Origin of the sequence: Leptospira tipperaryensis (assembly GCF_001729245.1) — a bacterium.
GTDB classification, from domain to species: Bacteria; Spirochaetota; Leptospiria; order Leptospirales; family Leptospiraceae; genus Leptospira; species Leptospira tipperaryensis.
The window spans coordinates 2,184,232-2,207,014 of the sequence record NZ_CP015217.1 but is presented as its reverse complement, the minus strand read 5'-3'; the positions used below and the strand labels follow the sequence as shown (position 1 = coordinate 2,207,014).

24 protein-coding genes are annotated in these 22,783 nt (G+C 42.8%); 10 read left to right on the top strand and 14 right to left on the bottom strand.

Annotated features, from left to right (window positions below; all coding sequences use genetic code 11):
- Nucleotides 1-65 precede the first annotated feature (65 nt).
- The 3 genes from A0128_RS10420 to A0128_RS10410 are packed head-to-tail and all read left to right on the top strand — an operon-like array spanning nucleotide 66 to nucleotide 3,261.
- The gene (locus A0128_RS10420; protein ID WP_069609239.1) at nucleotides 66-803 is read left to right on the top strand and encodes a pseudouridine synthase; all 738 of its coding nucleotides are present in this window, start codon (nucleotides 66-68) and stop codon (nucleotides 801-803) included.
- The gene (locus A0128_RS10415) at nucleotides 800-2,218 is read left to right on the top strand and encodes an MBOAT family O-acyltransferase (protein WP_069609238.1); all 1,419 of its coding nucleotides are present in this window, start codon (nucleotides 800-802) and stop codon (nucleotides 2,216-2,218) included. Before A0128_RS10420 ends, A0128_RS10415 begins: the two co-directional genes overlap by 4 nt.
- Nucleotides 2,219-2,226: 8 nt before the next feature.
- Nucleotides 2,227-3,261 (top strand): DUF1574 domain-containing protein, encoded by a 1,035-nt coding sequence (locus A0128_RS10410; RefSeq protein WP_069607452.1) that lies wholly within the window; start codon nucleotides 2,227-2,229, stop codon nucleotides 3,259-3,261.
- Nucleotides 3,262-3,602: 341 nt separating this feature from the next.
- On the opposite strand, the gene fsa is transcribed toward A0128_RS10410, so the two are convergent.
- From fsa to purN, 5 genes are all read right to left on the bottom strand, one after another.
- On the bottom strand, nucleotides 3,603-4,247 hold the full coding sequence (fsa, locus tag A0128_RS10405) for a fructose-6-phosphate aldolase (RefSeq protein ID WP_069607451.1): 645 nt from the start codon (nucleotides 4,245-4,247) through the stop codon (nucleotides 3,603-3,605).
- A gap of 438 nt (nucleotides 4,248-4,685) precedes the next feature.
- On the bottom strand, nucleotides 4,686-5,414 hold the full coding sequence (locus A0128_RS10400; protein WP_069607450.1) for a hypothetical protein: 729 nt from the start codon (nucleotides 5,412-5,414) through the stop codon (nucleotides 4,686-4,688).
- A gap of 30 nt (nucleotides 5,415-5,444) precedes the next feature.
- Complete coding sequence (locus A0128_RS10395; RefSeq protein ID WP_069607449.1) at nucleotides 5,445-6,071, bottom strand: hypothetical protein; 627 nt, start codon at nucleotides 6,069-6,071, stop codon at nucleotides 5,445-5,447.
- 1 nt (nucleotide 6,072) lies between these two features.
- Nucleotides 6,073-7,608 (bottom strand): bifunctional phosphoribosylaminoimidazolecarboxamide formyltransferase/IMP cyclohydrolase, encoded by a 1,536-nt coding sequence (purH, locus tag A0128_RS10390; RefSeq protein ID WP_069607448.1) that lies wholly within the window; start codon nucleotides 7,606-7,608, stop codon nucleotides 6,073-6,075.
- A 3-nt stretch (nucleotides 7,609-7,611) separates the two neighbouring features.
- On the bottom strand, nucleotides 7,612-8,238 hold the full coding sequence (gene purN, locus A0128_RS10385) for a phosphoribosylglycinamide formyltransferase (protein WP_069607447.1): 627 nt from the start codon (nucleotides 8,236-8,238) through the stop codon (nucleotides 7,612-7,614).
- 313 nt (nucleotides 8,239-8,551) lie between these two features.
- On the opposite strand from purN, the gene fliS reads away from it, so the two are divergent.
- The 3 genes from fliS to A0128_RS10370 are packed head-to-tail and all read left to right on the top strand — an operon-like array spanning nucleotide 8,552 to nucleotide 9,906.
- On the top strand, nucleotides 8,552-9,001 hold the full coding sequence (gene fliS, locus A0128_RS10380) for a flagellar export chaperone FliS (protein WP_069607446.1): 450 nt from the start codon (nucleotides 8,552-8,554) through the stop codon (nucleotides 8,999-9,001).
- Between the two features lie 3 nt (nucleotides 9,002-9,004).
- A complete protein-coding gene (locus A0128_RS10375; RefSeq protein WP_069607445.1) occupies nucleotides 9,005-9,430 on the top strand; it encodes a hypothetical protein in 426 nt (141 codons plus the stop codon).
- On the top strand, nucleotides 9,424-9,906 hold the full coding sequence (locus tag A0128_RS10370) for a DnaJ domain-containing protein (RefSeq protein ID WP_069609237.1): 483 nt from the start codon (nucleotides 9,424-9,426) through the stop codon (nucleotides 9,904-9,906). The genes A0128_RS10375 and A0128_RS10370 overlap by 7 nt, the downstream gene beginning before the upstream one ends.
- On the opposite strand, the gene A0128_RS10365 is transcribed toward A0128_RS10370, so the two are convergent.
- The 3 genes from A0128_RS10365 to A0128_RS10355 are packed head-to-tail and all read right to left on the bottom strand — an operon-like array spanning nucleotide 9,893 to nucleotide 11,601.
- Nucleotides 9,893-10,390, bottom strand: coding sequence for an LIC11661 family lipoprotein (locus A0128_RS10365; protein WP_069607444.1), 498 nt, complete (start codon nucleotides 10,388-10,390; stop codon nucleotides 9,893-9,895). The two genes, A0128_RS10370 and A0128_RS10365, sit on opposite strands and share 14 nt — an antisense overlap.
- Complete coding sequence (locus tag A0128_RS10360) at nucleotides 10,387-10,941, bottom strand: HNH endonuclease (RefSeq protein WP_069607443.1); 555 nt, start codon at nucleotides 10,939-10,941, stop codon at nucleotides 10,387-10,389. The genes A0128_RS10365 and A0128_RS10360 overlap by 4 nt, the downstream gene beginning before the upstream one ends.
- Before the next feature lie 45 nt (nucleotides 10,942-10,986).
- Nucleotides 10,987-11,601, bottom strand: coding sequence for a DedA family protein (locus A0128_RS10355; RefSeq protein ID WP_069607442.1), 615 nt, complete (start codon nucleotides 11,599-11,601; stop codon nucleotides 10,987-10,989).
- 123 nt (nucleotides 11,602-11,724) lie between these two features.
- Here A0128_RS10355 and A0128_RS10350 point away from each other — a divergent pair, with 123 nt between their 5' ends.
- The gene (locus A0128_RS10350) at nucleotides 11,725-12,870 is read left to right on the top strand and encodes a deoxyguanosinetriphosphate triphosphohydrolase (protein WP_069607441.1); all 1,146 of its coding nucleotides are present in this window, start codon (nucleotides 11,725-11,727) and stop codon (nucleotides 12,868-12,870) included.
- 46 nt (nucleotides 12,871-12,916) lie between these two features.
- Here the strand turns inward: A0128_RS10350 and A0128_RS22100 are convergent, their stop codons facing one another.
- The 6 genes from A0128_RS22100 to A0128_RS10320 form a co-directional block, all read right to left on the bottom strand.
- Complete coding sequence (locus A0128_RS22100; protein ID WP_427854347.1) at nucleotides 12,917-13,627, bottom strand: LA_2272/LA_2273 family lipoprotein; 711 nt, start codon at nucleotides 13,625-13,627, stop codon at nucleotides 12,917-12,919.
- 111 nt (nucleotides 13,628-13,738) lie between these two features.
- Nucleotides 13,739-14,461, bottom strand: a complete 723-nt coding sequence (locus A0128_RS10340; RefSeq protein WP_069607440.1) for an LA_2272/LA_2273 family lipoprotein — start codon at nucleotides 14,459-14,461, stop codon at nucleotides 13,739-13,741.
- Between the two features lie 2 nt (nucleotides 14,462-14,463).
- A complete protein-coding gene (locus A0128_RS10335) occupies nucleotides 14,464-15,171 on the bottom strand; it encodes an LA_2272/LA_2273 family lipoprotein (protein WP_069607439.1) in 708 nt (235 codons plus the stop codon).
- Between the two features lie 147 nt (nucleotides 15,172-15,318).
- Nucleotides 15,319-15,960: an LA_2272/LA_2273 family lipoprotein gene (locus A0128_RS10330; protein WP_069607438.1), complete on the bottom strand. Its 642-nt coding sequence runs from the start codon at nucleotides 15,958-15,960 to the stop codon at nucleotides 15,319-15,321.
- Between the two features lie 278 nt (nucleotides 15,961-16,238).
- Nucleotides 16,239-17,369 carry a cysteine desulfurase family protein gene (locus tag A0128_RS10325; protein ID WP_069607437.1) on the bottom strand — a complete coding sequence of 377 codons (1,131 nt, stop codon included), beginning with the start codon at nucleotides 17,367-17,369 and terminating at the stop codon, nucleotides 16,239-16,241.
- Complete coding sequence (locus A0128_RS10320; protein ID WP_069607436.1) at nucleotides 17,344-18,636, bottom strand: hypothetical protein; 1,293 nt, start codon at nucleotides 18,634-18,636, stop codon at nucleotides 17,344-17,346. The genes A0128_RS10325 and A0128_RS10320 overlap by 26 nt, the downstream gene beginning before the upstream one ends.
- Nucleotides 18,637-18,770: 134 nt before the next feature.
- Here A0128_RS10320 and A0128_RS10315 point away from each other — a divergent pair, with 134 nt between their 5' ends.
- The 3 genes from A0128_RS10315 (at nucleotide 18,771) to A0128_RS10305 (ending at nucleotide 22,493) form a co-directional block, all read left to right on the top strand.
- A complete protein-coding gene (locus tag A0128_RS10315) occupies nucleotides 18,771-20,792 on the top strand; it encodes a tetratricopeptide repeat protein (RefSeq protein ID WP_069607435.1) in 2,022 nt (673 codons plus the stop codon).
- 17 nt (nucleotides 20,793-20,809) lie between these two features.
- Nucleotides 20,810-21,598, top strand: coding sequence for a LolA family protein (locus tag A0128_RS10310; RefSeq protein ID WP_069607434.1), 789 nt, complete (start codon nucleotides 20,810-20,812; stop codon nucleotides 21,596-21,598).
- Nucleotides 21,599-21,725: 127 nt separating this feature from the next.
- Complete coding sequence (locus A0128_RS10305) at nucleotides 21,726-22,493, top strand: enoyl-CoA hydratase/isomerase family protein (protein ID WP_069607433.1); 768 nt, start codon at nucleotides 21,726-21,728, stop codon at nucleotides 22,491-22,493.
- Nucleotides 22,494-22,783 lie beyond the last annotated feature (290 nt).

The following is a 22,783-nucleotide window of genomic DNA, read 5'->3' as shown; positions in this document are numbered from 1 at the left end:
TGAGAGTACGGTCAACGAAGTTTTAGGTAGAAGATTTTTGGAATCTTTCTGAAATGGATGAATCGATGAAGTCTCAGGATGATTTACCCCCGAAAGACGGAATCCGGCTCAATCGGTATTTGGCGGACTGCGGCCTCGGCTCCAGACGAAAAGCCGAAGAATGGATCCTAAAGGGATTGATTGAGATCAATGGGAAACAAGTCACGGATCTCGCTGTTCGTGTTTTACCCGAAACCGACGTAGTATCTTTTCGAGGAAAGGTGGTTCGGCCGGATCGGGAACCGAGACAACTTTTGCTCCTCAACAAGCCCGCGGGTTATCTTTGTTCGCATCAGGATCGATTTCACGAAAAGACCGTTTTTTCCCTTCTTCCGGAGAAATTTAAAAACTACAAGATCGCGGGAAGACTGGATTTGAATTCCAGAGGACTTCTCCTTTTGACCAACGACGGAGATTTGGCTCAGAAAATCTCGCATCCCTCCAATGGATCCGAGAAGGAATATTTGGTCTGGCTCAAATTCGATCCTGGGGAAAAGGAGATTCAGACCGCGTTTCAAAAAGGGATTTTGGATGCAGGGGAAATTCTGCGTGCGAAGATGGTTAAACTCGTTCCCGGGAAAGACTGCGTCTATCGAGTGATTCTCGGAGAAGGAAAAAAAAGACAGATCAGAAGAATGTTTCACTCTTTGGGTACACACGTGTTGGATCTTCAGAGGATTCGAGTTGGATCGATTCAATTAGAAAAGCTAAATCTTCCGGAAGGTAAATATCTTTTGAAAGACGCGGTTGGGGTTTGGGAATGAATTTTTTAAGCATAGAATTTCTTTTATTTTTTCTAGTCTTTTATTTGGTCTACTGGAATGTTCCTGAGAAGAGTAGAAAGTATCTTCTCATCATCGGTTCAGCCTTTTTTTATTCCGTCTTTAGTTTTAATTTTTTACTTCACCTTGTATTTGTAGTTTTTGCGAACTGGCTCCTCTTTCATTTTTTGAAAGAAAAATCCTGGTATGTAAAAGTCGCTGTCGGCCTCAATTTACTCAATCTAGGTCTATTCAAATATTTTTATTTACTCATGGAGTTTATAGGATTTGCCTTTTCGATTCCGATGCTTCAAGAAAAGACGATGTTGGATGCGAAGTTATCTTCCGCCTTAGGACTTACGGGTTTTGAAGTTGTTCTACCCGCGACGATCAGTTATTACACGTTTCAATTGATCTCTTTGGCGGTGGATTCCAAAAGGGAAGGTTTTAACAAAGAGATTTCTCTATCAGGAATGTTCTCCTACATCTTCTTTTTTCCGGTGATGATCGCGGGGCCGATTCTTAGATACGATCAAGTAAGCGATCAGTTTTCCGCGCCTTCCATGACCCCTTCCAAACTCACGGAAGGACTTTGGTTGTTTTTGAGAGGTCTTGTCAAAAAAGGGCTTTTGTCCGCTGCCGTTGTACCTTTGATCGCACCAGCCTTTCTTTCTCCTAAGGATTATTCGGGTCTGGCTCTTTTACTCACCTGTTTTCTTTTTGCGATGAATCTCTACTTCGATTTTTCGGGACTTACCGACATGGCAAGAGGACTTGGAAAACTGATGGGTTTTGATTTGCCGGAAAATTTCAAAGCTCCGTTTTTCTTTCAAAGTTTTGGAGATCTCTGGAGGAGATGGCATCTAACGTTCTCCTATTGGATTCGAGATTATATCTATATTCCGCTCGGAGGTTCTCGAAAGGGAGAATTTCGGACTTCCGTAAATTTTATCGTAACGTTTATGTTAGGCGGACTCTGGCACGGAGCGAGTTTGAATTTTCTTTTTTGGGGACTTTTGACCGGGATCTATCTTTCCTTGGAAAGACTTTTCGAAGTGCAAAAATGGAAAATTCTTCCCGAGGTTCCTTACGTCAAGCCGACGCTTCGATACCTGTTCGTATTGCTCGTCTATTCTATCTCTTGGACTTTCTTTTTTACTCCGGACTTTACTTCGGCCCTCTCTTCGATTGGAAGAATTCTTACCTTTCAGAAAGGTCAGGAACTGACCGGACTCGAAAGCGGAATTTACATGTTGATCTTCGTGGTTCTTTTTCACGTCTCCGAAGAATGGCCTGAAAAGTATTCGGTTCCTGAAAAATGGCGTGCGAGGTTGTTGCCTATTTTAGGACTCGTGATTCTTTTTATTATGGTTGGAATGAACGCGGGCAACGCAGACTTTTTTTATTCTAAGTTTTGAGCGGTACTATGAAACGAATTTATATCTATTATCCGGTTATCTTTTTAGTTTTTATTTTTTGTTTGGATAAGATTTTTACGATCGAATACTTTCAGAAAAATTTTATCCAAGCCGGGAATACTGTCTATTACACGCAGAGAAAATCCCTTTTCGAAAAAATGATTCGCGATAAGGCTTTGGAAGAACGATCTCTTGCGGTGGCTTTTGGAGATTCTCGGGCTTATCCTTATTCCGTGATCGGAATGGATAAGAAACTCCAGAAAGATTGGGTTTTGTATAACTTTTCCGGTCCACAAGCGGTTCCAGCGTACGGATTCTATTGGTTTGAGAAGATTCTCAAACAAGGGATCAAACCTAAGCTGGTTTTCTACGTGGTGAGTCCCGAAGGTTTTGACGATACCAAGGGAATGTATTACGATCCGTTTCTAAAATACGGAGCCGATGACGAATTCATTCTTAAATATTTAGATCAGATTTCGATGGAAGATCGTAAGAAACTTTTCTTGGATCGTATGTTCGCGGTGCGAAGGATCAATCCGGATCTCAAGTTATTCTCCAGAAGGTTGCAGGAAGGAAAGTTATCCGAATACAATCCGGCTCTGAACACGGACTATCTAGTTCTCAATTTAAATCACGGCGAACAATTCGCTTATACAACATTCTTTAACGATCCCGATCGCCTGGAAAAAGATGCAGCGAGAATTCGGAATCTGTATCTTTCCACATTTCAAATGGGCCAAAGTCAATTTTATTTCGTGGAACAATTTCTCAAATTGGCAAAGGAGAATGACGTAAAGGTTTATCTCATTTGGCCAAAAGTATATGATACTTATAGAAAGAGATTTTATGAATTGGAAATGGAAAAGACTTGGTGGCCAAAAATTCAAGGTCTTTCCAAACAATACGGCGCGGTTTCTGTGGATTTGAATACGCAGACTTCTTGTAATTTATTTTATGACGCGTCTCATCAATCCATCATGTGTTTTCTGGAATCGATGAAATTGATGATGGATGACTACTACGGAATCAAGAAAATTCCCTGAGGTCAAAAATCGATACTTCGTCTTAGAAATTCGGAAATCTTGTAATTTTACAGAAAAAAACTTTTGTAACACAGTCCAATGATTGTTCTTCACGCAAAGGTGGATAAGGAACAAAATGTAGGAGCTTCTACAACTTGGTCTACGTTCTAAAAACGAGTTGGAGAAATCATCTCAAATCTCTTATCATTTCTTTTGTTAAAAGACTTTTTGGATCATAAATTCCATTTTCTGAATGGAATTACTTCTTTGGAAGATTGCGGGAAAAGAGGAATGAAAGTTCGGCCGGAATTTTTTTGTGAAGATCAAAGCCCTCAAAGATCTGAGGGCTTTAAAAGGAAAAATCACCACTTCAATTTTTTTGCGTCTTCTAAGAATTTTTCCAAACCGATATCGGTCAGAGGATGTTTGAAAAGTTGCATAAACGCGGAGTGAGGCATCGTCGCGCAGTCAGCTCCTCTCAATGCAGATTCTTTTAAGTGCATAGGTCCGCGAATGGAAGCAGCGAGAATTCTCGTGTCATAACCGTAGTTGTCATAGATCTCTCTGATTTCGGTGATCAATTCCATTCCATCCCAGCTCGTATCATCGACTCTTCCAATAAACGGAGAAATAAAAGTAGCTCCCGCTTTTGCCGCGAGCAAAGCCTGTGGAGCCGAAAAACAAAGTGTTACGTTTGTCGGAATGTTCCTCTTTGTAAGTTCGACAACGGTCTTAAGACCTTCCGGAATCAAAGGAACTTTTACTACGACGTTCTCTGCGATTTCGACGAGTTCGAGGGCTTCCTTTAACATTCCGTCAAATTTTGTTGAAAGAACTTCGGCGCTCACAGGACCGGGAACGATCGCACAGATTTCCTTTATGACTTCTTTAAAATTTCTTCCAGACTTTGCGATGATCGAAGGATTGGTTGTGACTCCATCTACAAGACCGTAAGACGCGATCTCTTTGATTTCATCAATGTTAGCTGTATCCAGGTATAATTCCACAGACAGGCTCCTCTAAAATATGTGCTTTGAGCATGGTTCGAAAGCTAGGCCAAGGTCAATAGAATTTTGGATGAATCCTATTCTTTTAGAAAGAGGGAAATGATTCGAAAAGGAGAATTCGAATTGGTTTCAAATATTGTCAATCGACAACTCGAGAGGTTTGAGTCGGTTGGTCGATTCTCATTTCGCTCTCGAGTTCTTTTCTCGTGTGAGTTCTGATCCAGTTTGCGACATTGCGGGAAACCGAATGTTTCAAAGCGGGGATTTTCTCTGAAACTTGCAATCCGATTCTCTTACTTTTCTTTCGAACCGTTCGTGTCCAATTGAACCAAGTTTTTGAATCCTGGGAAAAAATTTCCGAGCGCGTCTGATTCTTAAAATTCGGTCCTTATAAAAATAACCGTAGGAAATAAAACGTTGAGCTTTTGAATCGTAAGTTTATGGAATCAAATCACGAAGCGTTTTGATCTCTTCGGCGCTAAAGAATTCTTTGTATTCTTTTTCAATTTGGAATTTGATCGAAGAACTGAAATAGTCGACTCTTCTGGTAAAAGGCATTTTTTTATAAGCTTCTTTCCACTGAACGATATAACCGCCCTTGGGGGGAGATTGTTTTTCATCGGTCTTTTCCCAGAGAACGGCGCCGCCGATTTTATTTTCAGCCAACGCTTCCTTCTTAGGCTTTCCGTATTTCTGTTCCAGTTTTTGTTGAACTTCTTTTCCGGGAAGATAACGAAAGATCACTCCAACCGAGAACAAAACTCCGGGAGCGGAGTGATTTCCGTCATCCATCTCGGACTTATTTTCTACGGTCGTTGTATTTGCGGTTTGGCCCTTGGGTCTAGAATCCAAAACGATTTTGGGAGTGGAATAAAAACGATAGGAATAGAGAATTCCGTTTCTTCGAATCAGAAGCGTTTTTTCCTTATCTTCAAATACGATCTCAACTTTTTCGTCGTTCTGCGGATTGGTGGAAAGGGATAAGAATTTCTCACGAAGATTGGCGTAACTTTCTCCCCAAGACGATTCTGCAAAACCTTCTAAAAGATTGAGAGCCTGTTGTTGGGTATTGTTCGGTTGTCTTCGATTCGGACCTTCTTCCGGTAATTGTGCAAACACGGTCGCGGGTGCGATGATAAAAGTTAGGAGAAGAACGAGGATTCTCATATTCTAACTATCGGCAATTTTTTTGGAAACTTATTCAGAATCTTCCTCGTAGGAGGGCTTTTTCGGACCGGAGAAATGAATTCCTCCGATCTTTACCTTTCCGTTCCAACGCAGAACCAGAAGGACCGCGATGATCGAAATGTTCGGAAGAACGAATAAGAACGGGATTTCATGAAATAGCCCGTAGACCGCGAGGTTGGAGGCGATGACTGAAATCGAACAACCGCTGAGAACCGGAACTTCTTGTTCGAAAAAACGAACCAAAAAGTGATTGGGACTCGTGGACGGAAGTTCTTTCAAAATCAAATCCACCAAAACCCCGTAAGTCGTAAAGAGAGTCACGGGAAGTAAGAAGGAAAGAAAGAAATAGTTTCCAAAAGCGTCCGCGTAATGAGGAGCTCCGATGATTCCTCCCATCAAAGTCCAAAGATACGAAACGAACGCGGAAATGAAGAATGCGATCGCTCCGTACTGAAGACTTCCCCCGGATTCCAAAAGTTTGAGCAATTCTTCCGGAAGAATTCGGATCCAGTCCACGAGTTCCAATTTTTCAAAGGAATCTCTTCCTGAAAGAAACAGAAGTTTGAAGTAATAGCTCACTAGAACTAAAACGCCCGAGACGAATCCGAAGAAGATGAGATAAAGTAAGAATTCCATATCAGTGTCTGAAGTGCCTCATACCTGTAAAAACCATAATCAATCCGTGCTCGTCCGCGGCTTGGATCACTTCCGGATCTCGCACGGAACCTCCGGGCTGGATGATGGCTTTTGCTCCCGCCTTTCCGAGTGCGTCGATTCCATCTCGAAACGGAAAGAATGCGTCGCTGGCAACATAAGAACCCACAACGGAAAGTCCAACGTTTAAAGCTTTGTTCGCGCCTAACTGAACGGAATCTACCCTGGACATTTGACCCGCTCCGATTCCGAGAGTCGCGTTTTCTTCCGTATAAACGATCGCGTTGGATTTGATAAAACGAACACAAGACCAAGCAAACATCAAACCGCGAATGTCGTCTGGGGTCGGTTGTTTTTTGGTTACGATTTTCAAATCTTTTTCAGTGATCGTAGTATAATCTCTGTCTTGTATAAGAAGTCCGTGATGGATCGGTCGGAGGTCGAGTTCGTCCAAGGCTTCTTTGAAGTCTTCGATCTCGATGAGACGAATGTTCGGCTTCTTGGAAAAAATCTCAAGAGCTTCCGGAGTAAACTTCTGAGCGATCACACCTTCCACAAAGTTTTCAGTGATTACCGTCGCGAGTTCTCCGTTTACGAGTCCCTTGATTCCGATCACGCCGCCGAACGCAGAGATCGGATCCGTTCTTCTCGCGAGTTGATAGGCTTCCAAAGGATCGTCCGCATACGCGATCCCACAAGGGTTGAGGTGTTTGATGATACAAACGGTGTTTTCCGGAAGAAGACTTGAAATGTGAAACGCCGCGTCGAAGTCCAACATATTGTTAAACGACAACTCCTTTCCTTGCAAAGGGGAAAAATCGCTCTTTGTAAACAGAGGTTCGTAAAAGGCAGCGGCTTGGTGCGGATTTTCTCCGTATCTGAGTTTTTGTTTTTTTAAGAAAGAAAGATTGAGAACGTCGGGGAAAGTGTCGCCGGCTTGTTTGTTAAACCAGGAAGAGATCGCGGTGTCATACATCGCGGTATGAGAGAACGCCTTTCTCATAAACTTCGCAGACACTTCTTCGGAAATTCCTCCGGAAGAAATCAAGGACTGAGCTTCGGAATAATCGTTCGGATCGGTGAGAACTAACGTATGTTTGTAATTCTTAGCCCCGCTTCGGATCATAGAAGGGCCGCCGATATCAATGTTCTCGATCGCTTCTTCTAAAAGAACTCCGGGTTTGGAAACGGTTTTTAAGAATGGATATAAGTTCACAACAACCAAATCGATCTTCGGAATTTTTAGCTCGTCCATCTTTTGTTTGTGAGCTGGATTGGAAATGACTCCTAAAAGTCCTCCATGAACTTTCGGATGTAAGGTCTTGACCCTTCCGTCTAAGATTTCCGGAAAACCGGTATAATCGTCGATGGCAATCGCATTGATTCCTTTTTCTTTGAGAAGTTTGAGAGTTCCGCCAGTGGAAATAATCTCCACTCCGTTTTGGTTTAAGAATTGTGCGAACTCGACTAAACCGGATTTATCGCTGACCGAAATCAGGGCTCTTTTGATTTGTATCATTGTTTATTGAATGCTGACCTTTCTATTTTGGATCTTTAGCTTGCCCTCGCAAAAATACTGAACCGCGAGTGGCAGGATTTTATGTTCCTCTTTGAGAATCTCTAGAGTCAAATCTCTTTCCGACATTCCTTCCTTGATTTTCACAACTCCTTGTAAAATCACAGGTCCGGAATCGACTCCCTCGTCCACAAAATGCGCCGTACAACCGGCGATTTTGACTCCGTACTCAAAGGCTTGTTTTTGGGCGCCCAGTCCCGGGAAGGCCGGCAAAAGGGAAGGGTGAATGTTTATGATCGAGTTTGGAAACGCCCGGATAATTTCGGGTTTAAGAATCTTCATATATCCGACGGTAACAATCAACTCCGGCTGTAGTTCGAGCAATCGATCCAAAAGGGCTTTGTGATACGCGGACTTATCTTCAAAGGATTTAAAATCCAATACTTGAGAGGGAAGATGAAATTCTTTTGCGATTTCCAAGGCCTTGCACGCAGGATTGTCCGTGATGAGAGAAATTCCGGTTCCTGCGATCTTTCCCTTCTTTAGGTTCTCAAGGACGGCCCTCAAATTGGAGCCTCGACCGGAGGCTAAAAATACGATCTTTTTTTTGGGTTTTGTAAACAGACTTGCCAAGGGAATTCTATCCGGATAAAATCAGAGTTGTGTCTTTTCACCCAAGCGAGGGTTTCTCAAATTTGGGTTTTTAAAAAATCCAAACGTAGAACCTTTGTTATCAAAGTTACGCCCGATTTTGAAAAAAATCAAGGCGAGACTGGAGAGATAAGACATAGCTCGGCAAATGGCCTAGTTGGGATTCGATTTTGAAAATTCGGACGGTTTTGCGGACTAAAAAACCCGCGAAAGTTTTGAGAGAAACCGTAAGAATGTTCTTACCCAGCATTAAGGAGGCAACCGTTTTTGTCGAAGAGTATTTCAGGAGAGATACATGTCACTTGCCAGAAAATCCACAGCGACCGTTGAACAATATAAATCCAACGAAATCTCGACTGTCAGCCAGGGAAAACTCATCGTCATGCTCTATGATGGGGCGATTCGTTTTCTAAATATCGCTCTGGAGAACAACACTCCTAGAAAATACGATGTGGTTAACAATCATATCCTCAAAGCGGGGGAAATCGTAACGGAACTCATGCTTGCCCTCAACTTAGAACAAGGCGGGGAAGTGGCCAATAACCTTTTGGGAATCTACGTTTACATCAAAAAACGTCTGCTCGAAGCTAACATGAAAAAAGATTCCGAGATCATTCAAGAAATTATCAAATACATGGAAGATCTGAAATCGGCTTGGGAAGAGATTGAAAAAAAAGAAAAGTCCAACGTCGTATCAGCCCCGTTTCAGGGAAGCCGCGGAAGCGGATTGTCCATTCAAGGTTAAAACTTGACTTCAGTCGATCGTAAGCAAAACGCCACGGGCCTTGTCGTCCTCTTCGGAGAAAAAATTCTCCTTTTGGACGAACTGATCCGAAATCAAAAACGACAGTTGGAAGTTTTCGGTTTTGGGGACGGAGAGGCAGGAGCCAAGATCGAAGATTCCAATCTCAAACTCGTAGACAAACTCTGTTCCATCGATCGTAAGATTGAAAAATTGGAAGAGGGTGTTCCGCAGAATTTAGAGCTCATCGAAATAACGGAAACCCTGTTTCAGAAATTGGAAGAATCCAGACTTCTTCATTCTCAAGTGGAAGAACGGATGAAGGACATTCTAAAAGAATATCAAAAAGAATTGAACGTGGCTCAGGTTCAAATTCAACTCAAACGTCATCTCCACCTCAGACAAGATTTTTGGAAAACGGGGACCTGTTAGAAAGAGCCCTGGAGTTTCTGGGTTTGGACCCGGGGTTTACAGAAGAAGAACTCAAAAGTCGTTTTTATCTCCTCTCAAAAAAATACCACCCGGACACGGGAGAATTCTCAAGCGATTCTTTATTCAAAGAATTGATCGAATACAGGGACGTTCTGAATTCTTATCTCGAACAAAAAACATTCCAAAAATTGAATGTAATTTCTCATCCTTCTCATTTTCAGAAATCGGACTACGATATTTACAAGCTCGCCCGGGAAGCCTACGATTCTGCGATCCACGAATACTATAAGATCACGGATGGAAATCCGATCTTTCTAAAGGGTGAGGAGAATCCGGCTCTTCGGAAATTAAGAAATTCTTTACTGAGCGCAAAGATCGGTTTTGAAAAATTGATTCAATCGTTTCCAGAAAGTATCTGGATCGCCGACGCAAAGGACACTTTACAAAAAATCGAGGTTTGGTTTAGGGAACCTTGAGAGAGTTGGATGGCATCGAAAATACAAATCCCGAAGTCGCTCCGTTTGTGATACTTATCACGAGAACCTGAGAACGTAGGGTGAGATATTGACCGGAAGTCACAGTCACGTTCATCTTACAGATTCGATTTGCATTTTCTCCCGTAGCCGGTGTTGCGAGAGGTCCGCTGTTCGGACTCAGTTCGATCGAATATTCCAGAGGTTGGTTTGGAATGAGATTGAGGACTCCTCCCACACAATCGATCCCCGCGTTCAAATCGGCCGGAAACCGAGATTCGTTTTCGGTATTTCCCAAGAAGAGACGATAACCGCTAAAAAGGAGTTCGGGGTTTCCGGCTCTCATTCTGAGCTCGTATCCGGTTGCGATCGGAACGATGCTGATCAGAGTCGGAGGTGTGGAAATCAATCTTGTCGTAGAATAGTGCGGACATCCGAAAAGAAAAGAAACTACTGGAAGAAGAAATAGAATAGAAAGACGTTTCAAAAAGAAATATACTCCCGCCAGCCGAACTTCTCCGCCTGCTGATCCGATATTGAGAAGAGTGGAAAGCGTAGCTTGGGTGTCACCCGATTTTCTTCCGGCAAGTTCCACTTCAATTCGGAGAGAAGTTTGTTTCCTTTCCGGGTATTGCAGTGTTTGCAGGCCGCGACCAGATTCTCCCAAGAATTAAAATCTTTCGGTCTCTCTTTTTTAGGAACTCCTTCCCAACGACTTCTCGGGATTACGTGATCCAGAGTCAGTTTAGAACTCGGAAACTTTTTACCGCAGTAGACACAGTGATAGTTGTCTCTTTGAAAGATATTTTCTCTGGAAACTCGATCCTTCCTTGGAGGAACTCGGTAGTAGTCGCGGAGAAGAATGATTCGAGGAGCTGTGAATTTGAGTTTTTCGGAACGAATGAGAAGGTTTTCATCATCCTTGATCAATTGTGCTTTCTCAAGAATGATAAGGATGAGGGCGTCTTTGACCGACCGGACCCCGATGGGGACGTAACCGGCATTCAGCACAAGCACCGGCTGCGCAAGAATGTCCATAACTGGTCAAACAATAGCCGAATGCAAAAAGATGTAAAGAAATTCTTAAAGAGCCGCGGATCGTTTCTTTCGAATCCAATATGTGATTCCGAAAAATAGAATGGCCCCTCCCAAAAGTCCGAAGACCGTTAGTTGACCTTGGTGCACCCAAGTAAGAAGGGTACCGAAGTTGTGAGCCCCGAAATAACCGAGATAGACCCAGATCGGAACCGAAATGATCGCCGCCATAAAATCCAGGGCCACGAATCGGTAAAAGGAAATTCTATCGGAAGTTCCAGCCGTGAGATAAATCGGCATTCGAAGACCCGGCATAAAACGAGCCATAAACGTAACCCAGTTTCCGTATTTTCCGATCTTGTCCTGGACCTTGGCAAATCGTTCCGGAGTTACGATTCTCGAGATCATAGGAATCTGCAAAACTCGAATTCCGTAGATTCTTCCGAGTAAAAAAACGGAAGCATCTCCGATGAGAACTCCCGCCATTCCTACTAAAAACATAAAATGAGGGTCCGCTTTTCCAAGACCGGCGATCACTCCGCCTGATACCAAGGAAATATCTTCCGGAACCGGAAGTCCGAAACCGCAGAGAATGAGTACTAAAAAGACGGCGATGTATCCGTATTCGGAGAAGATGTGAACGAGAAGATTTAAGAATTCCATTCCTACTTGTAACGCCTTGGGTTAGGATTTCAGAGACATTAAAATCTGGCTCCTTTAAAATAGCAGTAAACAAACAAAAAAAGTAAGGAGACTTTTGGGAAAAGTGCCCGATTTTTTAGGATAGTGTATTATTCCAGAAATGAATTGATTCAAAAAGAAGAAGCGGGTCTCGCTCCTTACGCCGTATCCAGCGCAAATAACGGAGGAAGAGTTTACGAAGAAGAGGAACATTCCTATCGACTTCCGTTTCAGAGGGACCGGGATCGGGTTCTTCACTCGAGCGCTTTCAAACGTCTTCAATACAAAACCCAAGTTTTCATTTTCTCCGTTGGCGAGAATTATAGAAATCGAATGACTCATACTTTGGAAGTGGCAGGCCTTTCTCGGACGATCGCTTCTGCGTTGGGTTTGAATTCTCATCTTTCTGAAACGATCGCACTCGCTCACGATCTCGGTCACACCCCGTTTGGTCACGCCGGTCAGGATGTTCTTTCCGGTTTGATGAAGGATCACGGAGGATTTGAACACAACAAACAGTCTTTGAGAATCGTGACCGCGATCGAAAAAAAGTATCCTGGTTTTCCCGGATTGAATCTTTGCAGAGAAACTTTGAAGGGACTTATGAAACACGGAGCGGATTACGAAGGTTCCGGAATGTTTTTATCCAGACAAGAAGACGGACCCTCTCTCGAAGGAATGATCGCCGATCTTTCGGATGAAATCGCTTATACGAGTCACGATATCGAAGACGGTTGGGAGATGGGTTATCTGCATCTCGGAGACTTGTCCGAAAATCGTTTCTGGAACGAGGTCTATCAAGACTGTAAGACGCGTTATCCGGAAGCGGCGGAAAAAATTTTGATCCGAACTTCGATCCGAAATTTGACTAACGCGATGGTATCGGATCTCATTCGAAATATATCTTCCCAATTGGAAACAAATCAGGTTCGTTCCCGAGGGGACCTCGCGAAGATCTGGAAAGAAGGCGTGAGAATTGCGAATTTTTCGGAAGACGTAAATACAAAATTTCGAGAACTCAAATCCTTTCTTTATGAAAGATTATATCGTCACGAAGATTTGGTTCGAATGAGCGACTACGGAAAAAAAGTGATCGAATCCTTGTTTGATTATTTTCTCAAACACCCGGAAAAAATCCCGGAAACCTACAAAGAAAGAATCGAAGAAGAATCCTTATACCGTGTGATCAGTGACTACGTCGCGGGAATGACCGATCGATACGCTGAAAAAATCTATCAGTCGCTTCCTTAATATTCTAAAAATAGAATGTAGTAATTCATTCTATTTTTAGAATTGATTATTTTAAAGGCTCTGTTTTGATCTCGGTTGCCGCTGTTGAAGCAGGGGTTTCTGATTCAGATTGGGAACAATAGTTTGCGAGGATCAGGATGGGGATCGTATTATTCGGACAATAGTTAATGATCCCGATTTGGAATTCTTCTTTATGAGTTCCTGAATTGAAGATTCCGAAACTAATCGCCCGTTTCTCTTTAGGCGAAACTTCCAAGTTTGTTCCTATATTCACAATTCCTAAACTAACGGAACTGCCCTCGTTCATGTTTACAAGTCCAACGTTGAGACCTTCTCCCCAATTGAAAATTCCGAAGTTGAATCGTCCGCTCAGGATGTTGGCGGCGCCAATCGATACGCTGGCATTTTTTGCGACTTGAGTTTCGATTTCTACATCCGAGCATGGACGTGGATGGGATCTTCCTGAATCCAAAAAGAAATTAAAATTGAAAATTCCGATTTTCAAAGTGCCGTGTTCCGATCCCGCATTGTTAGCGAATCCAATTTGCAGGCCGCTTGCGTTTTCTGCCGAGTTGATGATTCCGATCTGAGTTCCGATGAGACGATTGGCAAAATTCTTAACGCCTACATTGATCCCGTAGAGTGTTCTTAGTTCGCCGTAAATCAGATTGAGCCGAAACACTTCCGTTTCTGCTTCGGATGGAATTTTGGCAGTTAACCGAGGTGTTAACGCGACCCCGCAGGCGCTAACAAACACGAAAACAAGAAAAGGAAAAAGAAACTTGGGTAAAAAACAATTCGTAATCACGCGGAAACCAGGATTCAAAGTTAGAGTCCACCGAAAACGCGATTCACCGATAACTGATTCTTACTTGATCGGCGTTGTTTTTGCTTCTACTTTTTCTTCCGTCGCCGCCGTTCCCGATTTGGAACAATAGTTTGCGATGATCATGATGGGAAACGGACCTTCCGAACAAAAATTCAAAACTCCTATTTGAAAATTTCCGTCCTCTCCGACATTGATCGCGCCCACGCTCAATCCCTTGCCCCAATTGAAGAGTCCAAGATTGACTCCATATCCGTAATTGATCCCGCCTACGTTGATTCCTAAGCCCTCGTTGTTGATAAGACCGATCGTTGCTCCGCTACTGCCTTTGTTATATAAGCCCGCGGTCAGATAGATTCCTACGTTCGAAGCCCTGTTATAAAGACCTAATTGGATTCCCGCGCCGGTTTCTTCGACTTTATTCACCCCGCCTGCTTGGATGGTGAAACCTCCATTCTTCGCCTCATTGTAGAGGGAGAGCTGAGCGCCGTATGTTTTTCCGTCTGAAAAATTGACTCCGCCGACTTGAACTCCGACCAATCGATCTTTGACCGTATTGATCACTCCGAGATTGACTCCGTAGAGTTTATTCACTTCTCCGTAGAGGAGGTTGACTCTCACGAGTTCCGTTTCGGTCTTTGCAGGAGCTCTCACAAAGGATTTTTCCCCTCGTAGTCCGCCGACTCCGCAGTTCAGAGTGAAAACCGAAAGGGCGCTCAAAAGGAAAATGATAAAAAAGTAATTTAAAGAATTCTTATGTTTCATAGTTATTTACAATAGTTAAATCCGATCATAACGGGAAATCTTCCCTTTCCGCAAAAATTGAGAAGTCCAAATTGCATCGTAGGAGGTTCCGCTTCGTCTTCTCCTGCAGAGTTGAAAAGTCCGATATGAACTCCGGACCCTCCGTTAAAAATTCCAACGTTAACTCCGCTTCCTTGAATATTCAAAACCCCAAGGTTGAACCCTTGAGAATTTTCATTCAAAGCACCGAGATTGATTCCTTGAGAGGAGAGATTCGTGACTCCGATCATAAGACCGCTCGTTTTATAATTTCCGACTCCGATCGTTAGGTCATAACCTTGTTTATCGCCTCCTAAGTTGATAATTCCCGCTTGGATTCCTTTGGAATCCCCGTTTGTGGAGTTTACGATTCCGGCTTGAATTCCGAAACCCTTGTTTTTTGCTGCGTTGACGATCGCTACTTGAAAACCGTAGGTTTTACCTTCTGAAAAATTTACGATTCCGAGCTGGGCGCCGTAGAGATTTTCTTGGACTTCGTTTAACAATCCTACGTTGATTCCGGCGAGGGTCTTTACTTCGCCGTAAATCAGATTGAGTCGAAAGACTTCTGTTTCGGTCTTGGGGGGTATTTTCGTTGTTATGCGGGGAGTCAATGCAAGGCCGCAGTTGCTCAAAAGGATCCAGCTGAATAGAATGACGGAAAAAGGGTTGTATTGAATTCTAATTTTCATGTTTGTTTTGTGCTGAAATTTGTGAGTGCTTTTATCACAGAAAATGAAAGTTTGTCAACCTCGTTTTAATTCTTAGATTCTCTGATTCGTTTTATTCAAAAAAATATTTCATTCGTTCGAATCGTTTGATTTTTGAGAATTCTAAGGTTATTCTCTATCTGGATAATAACAGTAGTTTGCGAGGATCATTACGTACAAAGGTCCAAATTCGCAGTAATTGATGATTCCAAGGCTGAACGTATTACCGAATCCGTGATTGATCAATCCGATTGTAAATCCGCTCGTCAATACATTGAGAAATCCCACATTGAATCCGCTAACGAAAAGATTGGCGATACCCACATTCGCCCCTCCTTCGGAATCTAAATTGATCGCCCCTAAGGTGACGCCTCCGAGCAGATAGATAGGAATATTTTGATGATACATGGAGTTTTTTCCCCCATAGTTGATCAAACCTGTTCGAATCGCATAACCCACTCCGTCTAGTTGATTGTATAAACCGACTTGGATGGAAAACGGTCCGTTCTTAGCACGGTTTAGAATTCCAATTTGAATTCCTGTTAGATCATGCCGGACTTCATTCGAGAGTCCTATATTCAGTCCAAATAAATTGTCCGTCTCTCCATATATCAAATTGATACGAAGCACTTCCATATTCGAATTCTTAGGAATTTTAACGAGAGGTTTGTTGCCTTCGATTCCGCCAATGGCGCAGGAGGATAGAACAAAATAACATCCGATCCAGATGCAAATTTGGGAGAGGAAGTTTTGTGAAGAATTGGTTTTCAAAAGAGAGCCTTGTTTTTGTTTTGGAATCCGTTTCTCGGGAAACTTTCTTTTTTACGGTTTTGATGTATTCTTAAAAATGAATGTAGTTTGTCTGATTCTGACGATCGTGACTGAGAATTAGAACGGGGTCTGAGCTTGAAAAAAAATCTGAATCCAGTTCAAAATACCTTCGATCTCAGATTGTATTTGAATCGAAACTTCGATTGTGTTGAAATAAAAATCGAATCTATGTTCGTATTTCTTTACGTTCTTCCCTGTAGAGATAGTTTTTTCAATCTCTACAAATCAACAAGTAAGGCTTTTAATACTTGAATGTTTTTTTTGCAGAGCGCGTCCACTTCTTCCCCAGTGGTAAACCAACCGGTGGAAATCCGAATCGCACGTAAAGCTTCCTCTTCGGTAAACCCCATGGACAAAAGTGAGGCCGCCGGTTCTCTCGATCTGGATTTACAAGAAGAACCCGTAGAAACTACAAAACCCGATTCTTCCAAACCCAGCATAAAAAAATCCACGTCGTCGGTGGGTAGTAAACAAAAGGAAGTGCTAACGATCCGAGGCGATTCTTTTCCGATGATTTTGCAACCGCATTCTTCCAAGGTAGTTTCGATTTTGGTTTGATAGGTTTTAAGAATCTCGTTTTTCTTTTTGGTTTCAGGGATTCTCTTTTTTAGAACATTCGAAAGAGCTAATATTGCGGGAGAGTTTTCGGTTCCGGCCCTATGATTGTTTTCTTGATTGCCTCCTCGAAAGATTCCGAATTCTTTTTCAAAAACCAAATCGGAGCGGATCCAAGTCCCGGAGGCTCCCATTCCCGCGCCAATCTTATGACCCGAAAACGTAAATCCGCTCAAGATCGAAAACGGGACTTCGATCTTTCCAAAGGATTGCATCAGATCGGAGAATAGGGGAACTCCGTATTCTTTTGCGAGCGCGAAGATTTCTTCGAGAGGTTGTATGACGCCCGATTCGTTGGCTACGTGTAAAACAAAGATCGGAGCCGGGTTTTCTTCCAACAATGTTTTGAGATGAGAAAGATCAACTTGCCCGTTGGAAAGAGAACGAATCTTACGCGTCTCGAAGCCCGCGTATTCCAACGCGGAATACATAGAAGCGTGTTCCAAGGAGGATACGATCGCGGAGCCCGAAAATTTTCCAGCGATTGCCTGCGTTAGGAGGTGATTGGCTTCGGTTCCGGTGGAAGAAAATACAAACTCCTTTGCGGGTTTGCCCGTATAGTCTTCCAAAATTTTTCGAGCTTCCTCGATCTTTCCCTGTCTTCCTAAGGAAAACCGAGTCGCCCCGGAAGGATTGTAGAAGTCGGAGAGATAGTCTTTTTGAATTTCCACGAGCACATCCACAAAGGGAGGATGGGTCGCGTTGTAATCAAAATAATGAATCGTCTTCGACATAGAGTTCGTCCGCTTCTTCGTATCTTCCTTTTTTTCGGAGCACGTATCGTAAGAGTTTTTTTCTGTCCTCTACGAGATCGCTTCTTCCGGCTCCGGTCACTCGATACGCTTTGTCGATCGAGTAGAGTTCCGATTCGAGAGACTGTAACTCTTGTAAGGCGGAATCCAATTCTCCCTTTCGAATTTCGGATCGTACGGTCATAAGCCTCGCTTCAAATACGGAACCCTTATCTAAGAAGTTAGACTGTGCCGCTTCTCGAAAGTAGAAGATTGCCTTGTTCCAAAAAAGCGGATCTCTTTTTCCGAGTTGGTAGTTGAGCATTCCACGTTTGAAAAGGAGTTCGTCGTATTCCACGGTTCCGGGATCGGAAAAGAAAAGAAGTTTTTCTAAAATCCCGTCCGCTTCCAAAGGAGAAATCGAATTGAGTCCGGTTTTATAAATTCCGAATGCGAGAAGATTGAGAGCCTTTTTAAAATCGTTTGCATTGACCCTGATGTTTCGATCCGGATCGATGAGAAAGGAATTGGATTTGATCTGAGACCAGACTCGCATCTGATTTTGTTTTTCGGTGAGGACGTTCAAAGGATTGGAATCTTGATTGCAGGAGAAAAACGGTTTTTCCGGCTTGATTTTTTCGATCGCGACTCGAACCGATTCTTCCGTGTTGCGAACATAGTCCGCGTAGGCTAACAAAACTTCTTCCGGACGACAGACCGCGAGGGCCGCACGTTCGATCTTTTTAGGAACTGAAAAATCGGGTCCTGAAAAATTCAACGCCCTCTTATAATAATCTAACGCTTCTAAGACGGTGGGAGAAGTGGTTCTCCAGTATTCTCCCGGATTGAGTCCGCCGGTGATCGGAGTTCTGGATCTTGTTTTGGAAGAAATTTTTTTCTCTCCGGAGGTTTCGTCCTTCATCCCGGAATCCTTGAATCTCCAGATGGTCATCGAATCCGTCCAAGAAGGTTTGTAAAGAACCGAATCTCTTTCACTCAAAGAATAATAATAAAGACAGGCTTCTCTCATAAGATCGAGATCCGGAATTCTTTCCCCTTGATCTTGGTATGCGACTTCTCTTTGAAGAATCGAATCTCCCTTTTCTATAAATTCTTCAGCCGTCTGGCGATCATAACCGGGAGGTCTCACCATCAGCGCCACTTTACTCAATAATTTATATCTGTTGGGAAGAATCCAAGCCGCCGCGACGGTCCAAACAAACAGCAGAGCCAGAACGAATTTTTTATTTTCTCGGATATATGTTAGCAAAATTGACCGCTCCGATCGTTTGGAAAATTGATTCGACTCCTAGACGGATTGTGCACAGAATGAAATTCCGGACCTATTGACGGGATGGTTCCTGAAGTATGGAACATTCTTCTCAAATCTGTCCCGTTACCTGAATGAATCAAGCAAATAATAAAAACGTCTCCTGTAGACTTTCCGGTTTCTTTTCTTTCACTCTTTGGGCCTTGGTTTTTTGTTTCGGCGTTTTTCCGTTGTCCCTTTTTTCGGAAGAAGATTGTAAATATTCCCAATCCACGGTCGCACCCGAATTCTTTTTATCCCTCGCTTTTGAAAAACAAACCGAAGCCACGAGGTTCCCTTCTCAGGAAAAATCAAAAAGGGCCTATGAAGAATCCGTTGATTTTTACGAAAGATACATTCGTTGTTCTGAATTACTCAAACGACCCGTTTCTCCCGTTTCCAGAGTCGCCAAGGCGAACGGACATTTCGCCTTAGGTCAGTTTGAGTCTGCCCAAAAAGAAGCGGACGCCGCCATCCAAGCCGATCCGCAGTTTCGAGACGCTTATCTTTTGAAAGCAAGAGTTCTCATTCGGATGGGAGAATATCAAAAGGCCAGCGATTATCTGGAAGCTAACCTAAGCCGTTTTGCTGACGATTCGGATCTTCTTTATCTTTTAGGTTCTTTGAATCAGGAACTTAAAAATTTTCCGAGAGCGATCCTTTATCTGACGTCCCTCAGCGACTCGATTCGAAATCGGGAAGGAAATCCCAAATACAGATCCTATGTGGATAAGTCTTTGGGAGAATTGTATTTTGCGAGTGGACAAACCAAAAAGGCCTTATATTTTTTGAGTTCGTATCTTCAGCAAAATCCAACGGATATTTCCACGAGACTCACTCTCGCGAGAATTTGGAACCAACTCGGAAAGTTTGCTTCCGCCAGAAAAGAGTTAAATCGAATTCTCAAAGTAAAAAAGAATCTTTCTTCGGTCGAGCATCTGCTCGCGGAAATGTATTTTATCGAGAGCCGCTCTTACGCATTCGAATATTTTAATGTTCTCAATCAGCAGTCCAAAATTCCGAAAGGAAGCGTTCTTGAAGGATTGTATCTGGTCTTACTCGGGAAACAGAAAGAGGCAAAGTTGATTCTTCTTCCTGTCAAAGAAAAATTTCCCGCTCGCCTCGCCGTTCGTTTGGCGATGCTGGATATTTATGAAAGGGAAAATAATCCCTCTTTCTATTTGAAAGAACTCAGAGAAGTTTCGGAAATCATTTACGGAATGCAGCAGTTCGAACTCGCGGAAAGAACCGCGCAGAGAGCGAGTCAGATTGTAAATAAAACTTCCGAATGGAACGACGCGGAGATCCATGATTTTTTGGCTTCTTGTCACGAACAATCCGGTTCCGTCTATCGCGCGATCTTAGAATCTCGTAAGGCAGTTGAGAAGTCGGAAAAAAAATCGGATAAACTCAAATTCCAACTCCACCTTGCTTACTTACTCAATTCGAATCCGCCAAACAAAAAAGAGGAAGCTGAGAATCTGATCCGAGACGTTTTGAAATTGGAACCGGAGATGTCTTACGCAAGATATCTTTTAGGAATCGTTCTCGCATCCAAGGACAAGTTTAAAGAATCCCTGGATGAATTCAATTCTGCGATCGAGAAAGAACCTGGAAACGGAATCTATTATTTTTATAGGGCTTCCGTTTTGGAAAAACTGGGACAATCGGATGCGATGGAAAACGATTTGAAAAAATCGATGGAGATCGATCCTACAAGCCCCATGGCTTACAATTATTTAGGTTATTATCTTTCCGAAAAAGGAATCCGTTTGGAAGAATCTTTGACCTTAGTACAAAGAGCAGTGGAACTCGCGCCCGACAACGAAGCCTATCAAGACAGTCTGGGTTGGATTTTCTTTAAGCTGGGAAATCACGACGAGGCACTTTTACATCTTCAACTCGCGTATCAGATTCTAAAAGATAAGGGAGAAGAAGATCCCGTAATTCTCGAACATATCGGAGACGTTTACAAAGAAAAAAACGAATTCAGAAACGCGATCGCCTATTGGGAAAAAAGTCTCAAACTTTTTAAGAAGAAGGAAGATGCGACCAGGCTTCATAAAAAACTGCAAAACAGCGCCGCGGAAAATTCCGCAAATAAAAATCCAAAATAAAAGAAATCGATAATTCAATGAAACTTAAAATACATTCTATTTGTATAATGTTCTTACTGACCTTTTATGGCTGCACGACCCCGCAGATCGAAGAGATTTCCTTTCCTGATAAGGGGAATTTGAAATTCTTATCCTCCAAAAATCCGGAAGCGGCGAAAATTCTAAAATCCATAAAGGAACTTGAAAGTAAGAACAGTTCTTATTCCGGAGAATTCTCTATGAGGATCGAGAACTTTGTTCCCAAGAAGGAAAGTTTTTCGGCGGACGGAAAGATCTACTACGACCGCGCTTCCGGAAAGATGTACATCGAACTTTCGGATCCGTTTTTCGGAATGATCGTTTCGAGAGTTTTTACGGATGGGATTTCGATTCAGATCAAAACCGCAAATTCAAATACGCAGACGCTTCCGATGGGAGATATCGTGTTCAAGGATCCGAGCGGAAAAAAACAATCCACGATTCCGTTTCCGGTTTTGTATTCTCTTCTTTCAAACAATAGCTCCGGGCTCGCAGGGACGGATCCTACGTTCGTCAATCTTTCCGAACGTGCGATTCTTGTAAAAAAACCGGGTGAGGATATCACGTTCTGGATGACGGAGTTTGGAATCAGCTCCGTGGAACTTCTTTCCAAAAAAAGCAATTTGAAGGCGATCACAAAAGTGCAGGGCGTCGTTTCCTTCCCGCCCAAGACTACGATCACAAGAATCGTGGAACCCAAAACGAATCTGGATCAAAATAAAATCGAAATTAGGATGAAGAAGATCGCTCTCTCGGAGACGATTCCAGATTCTAAATTTCAGTTTTGAATGGGAAAGATCGAGGTTTACAGCATTCTTTCGTCCATCATTTTGGATGAATCTTATACAAAACGCGGGCTTGGATTTTTTCCAACTACTGTCCGTAATTCACATTTCATTGAACTAGGAGCGAACAATGCTTTCTGAAATTAGAAACAATCATATTTTGGAACTCTATATCGAAACAAACGAGGTCAATTCTCTAGATGGAGATTTTTTTAAAACGATCTCGGCGAAACTAGATTCGATTGCAAAGGATCCGACGATCAAGGCGGTCATTCTTACTTCCAAAAATGAAAAGTTTTTTTCCAACGGATTCAATCCCGAGATTTTTGTGGATAAAACGTTGGAACAAATTCAAGACGTACTCCGTCTTGCTCTGGATACGGCTTCTAAACTTCTTTTTTTTGAAAGACCGATCGTCTGCGCGATGAACGGACATTCGATGGGTTTGGGCGCGGTATATGCAATTTTTTGCGATTACCGAATGATGGTGGAAAAGAAAGGCCGTCTTGGGTTTCCGGAATCTCAGATCGGAATCAACTTTCCGTCAGTCGCGGGTTTTATGTTAAAGGAAACAGTTGGAATCGCGGCCGCGCGCGATCTTCTCTATTCCGGAAAAGGTCTGAAAGCGGAAGAAGCCAAAGAGATCGGTCTGATCGACGACGTTGCAACCTCGGCAGAAGAGATGATGGTGAAGGCGAGAAAATATTGTGATCAGTTCAAGGATATGGCGATCGAGTCCGTGACCGGAATCAAAGTTTCTCTTCGAGATCCGGTTCGTATCTTTGCGGAGAAGAACGCGGAAAGAGACGTTACTCTTCTTTCCAGCGCGGTTTTTTCCAGAAATGGTCAAGAAGGAATGAAGTCCATTCTTGAAAGAAGAAGACCCGTATTTCAGTAAATTCTAATTTAGAAAAGAAGAATATAGGAAAAGCCGGCGTTGCACGTCGGCTTTTTTATGGGTTAGGAACCTATCTTTAAAAAGTCAAAAACGTTTGAGCGCGAGAGAAAATTGTTCCGGTAGATTGTCGAAATGAAAAACAATTGAGAGCGGATTTCAAGTCCTTCCTGTTTTACAGACAGCCTATCTCAATTTGGAAAGATTTTTAGAATCAAGAAAAATCCAATCCGAACTTTTGTAAGAGATCCTACACGCGGAGGAAAATTTTTGTGCTTGTGAAAAGGTTTATT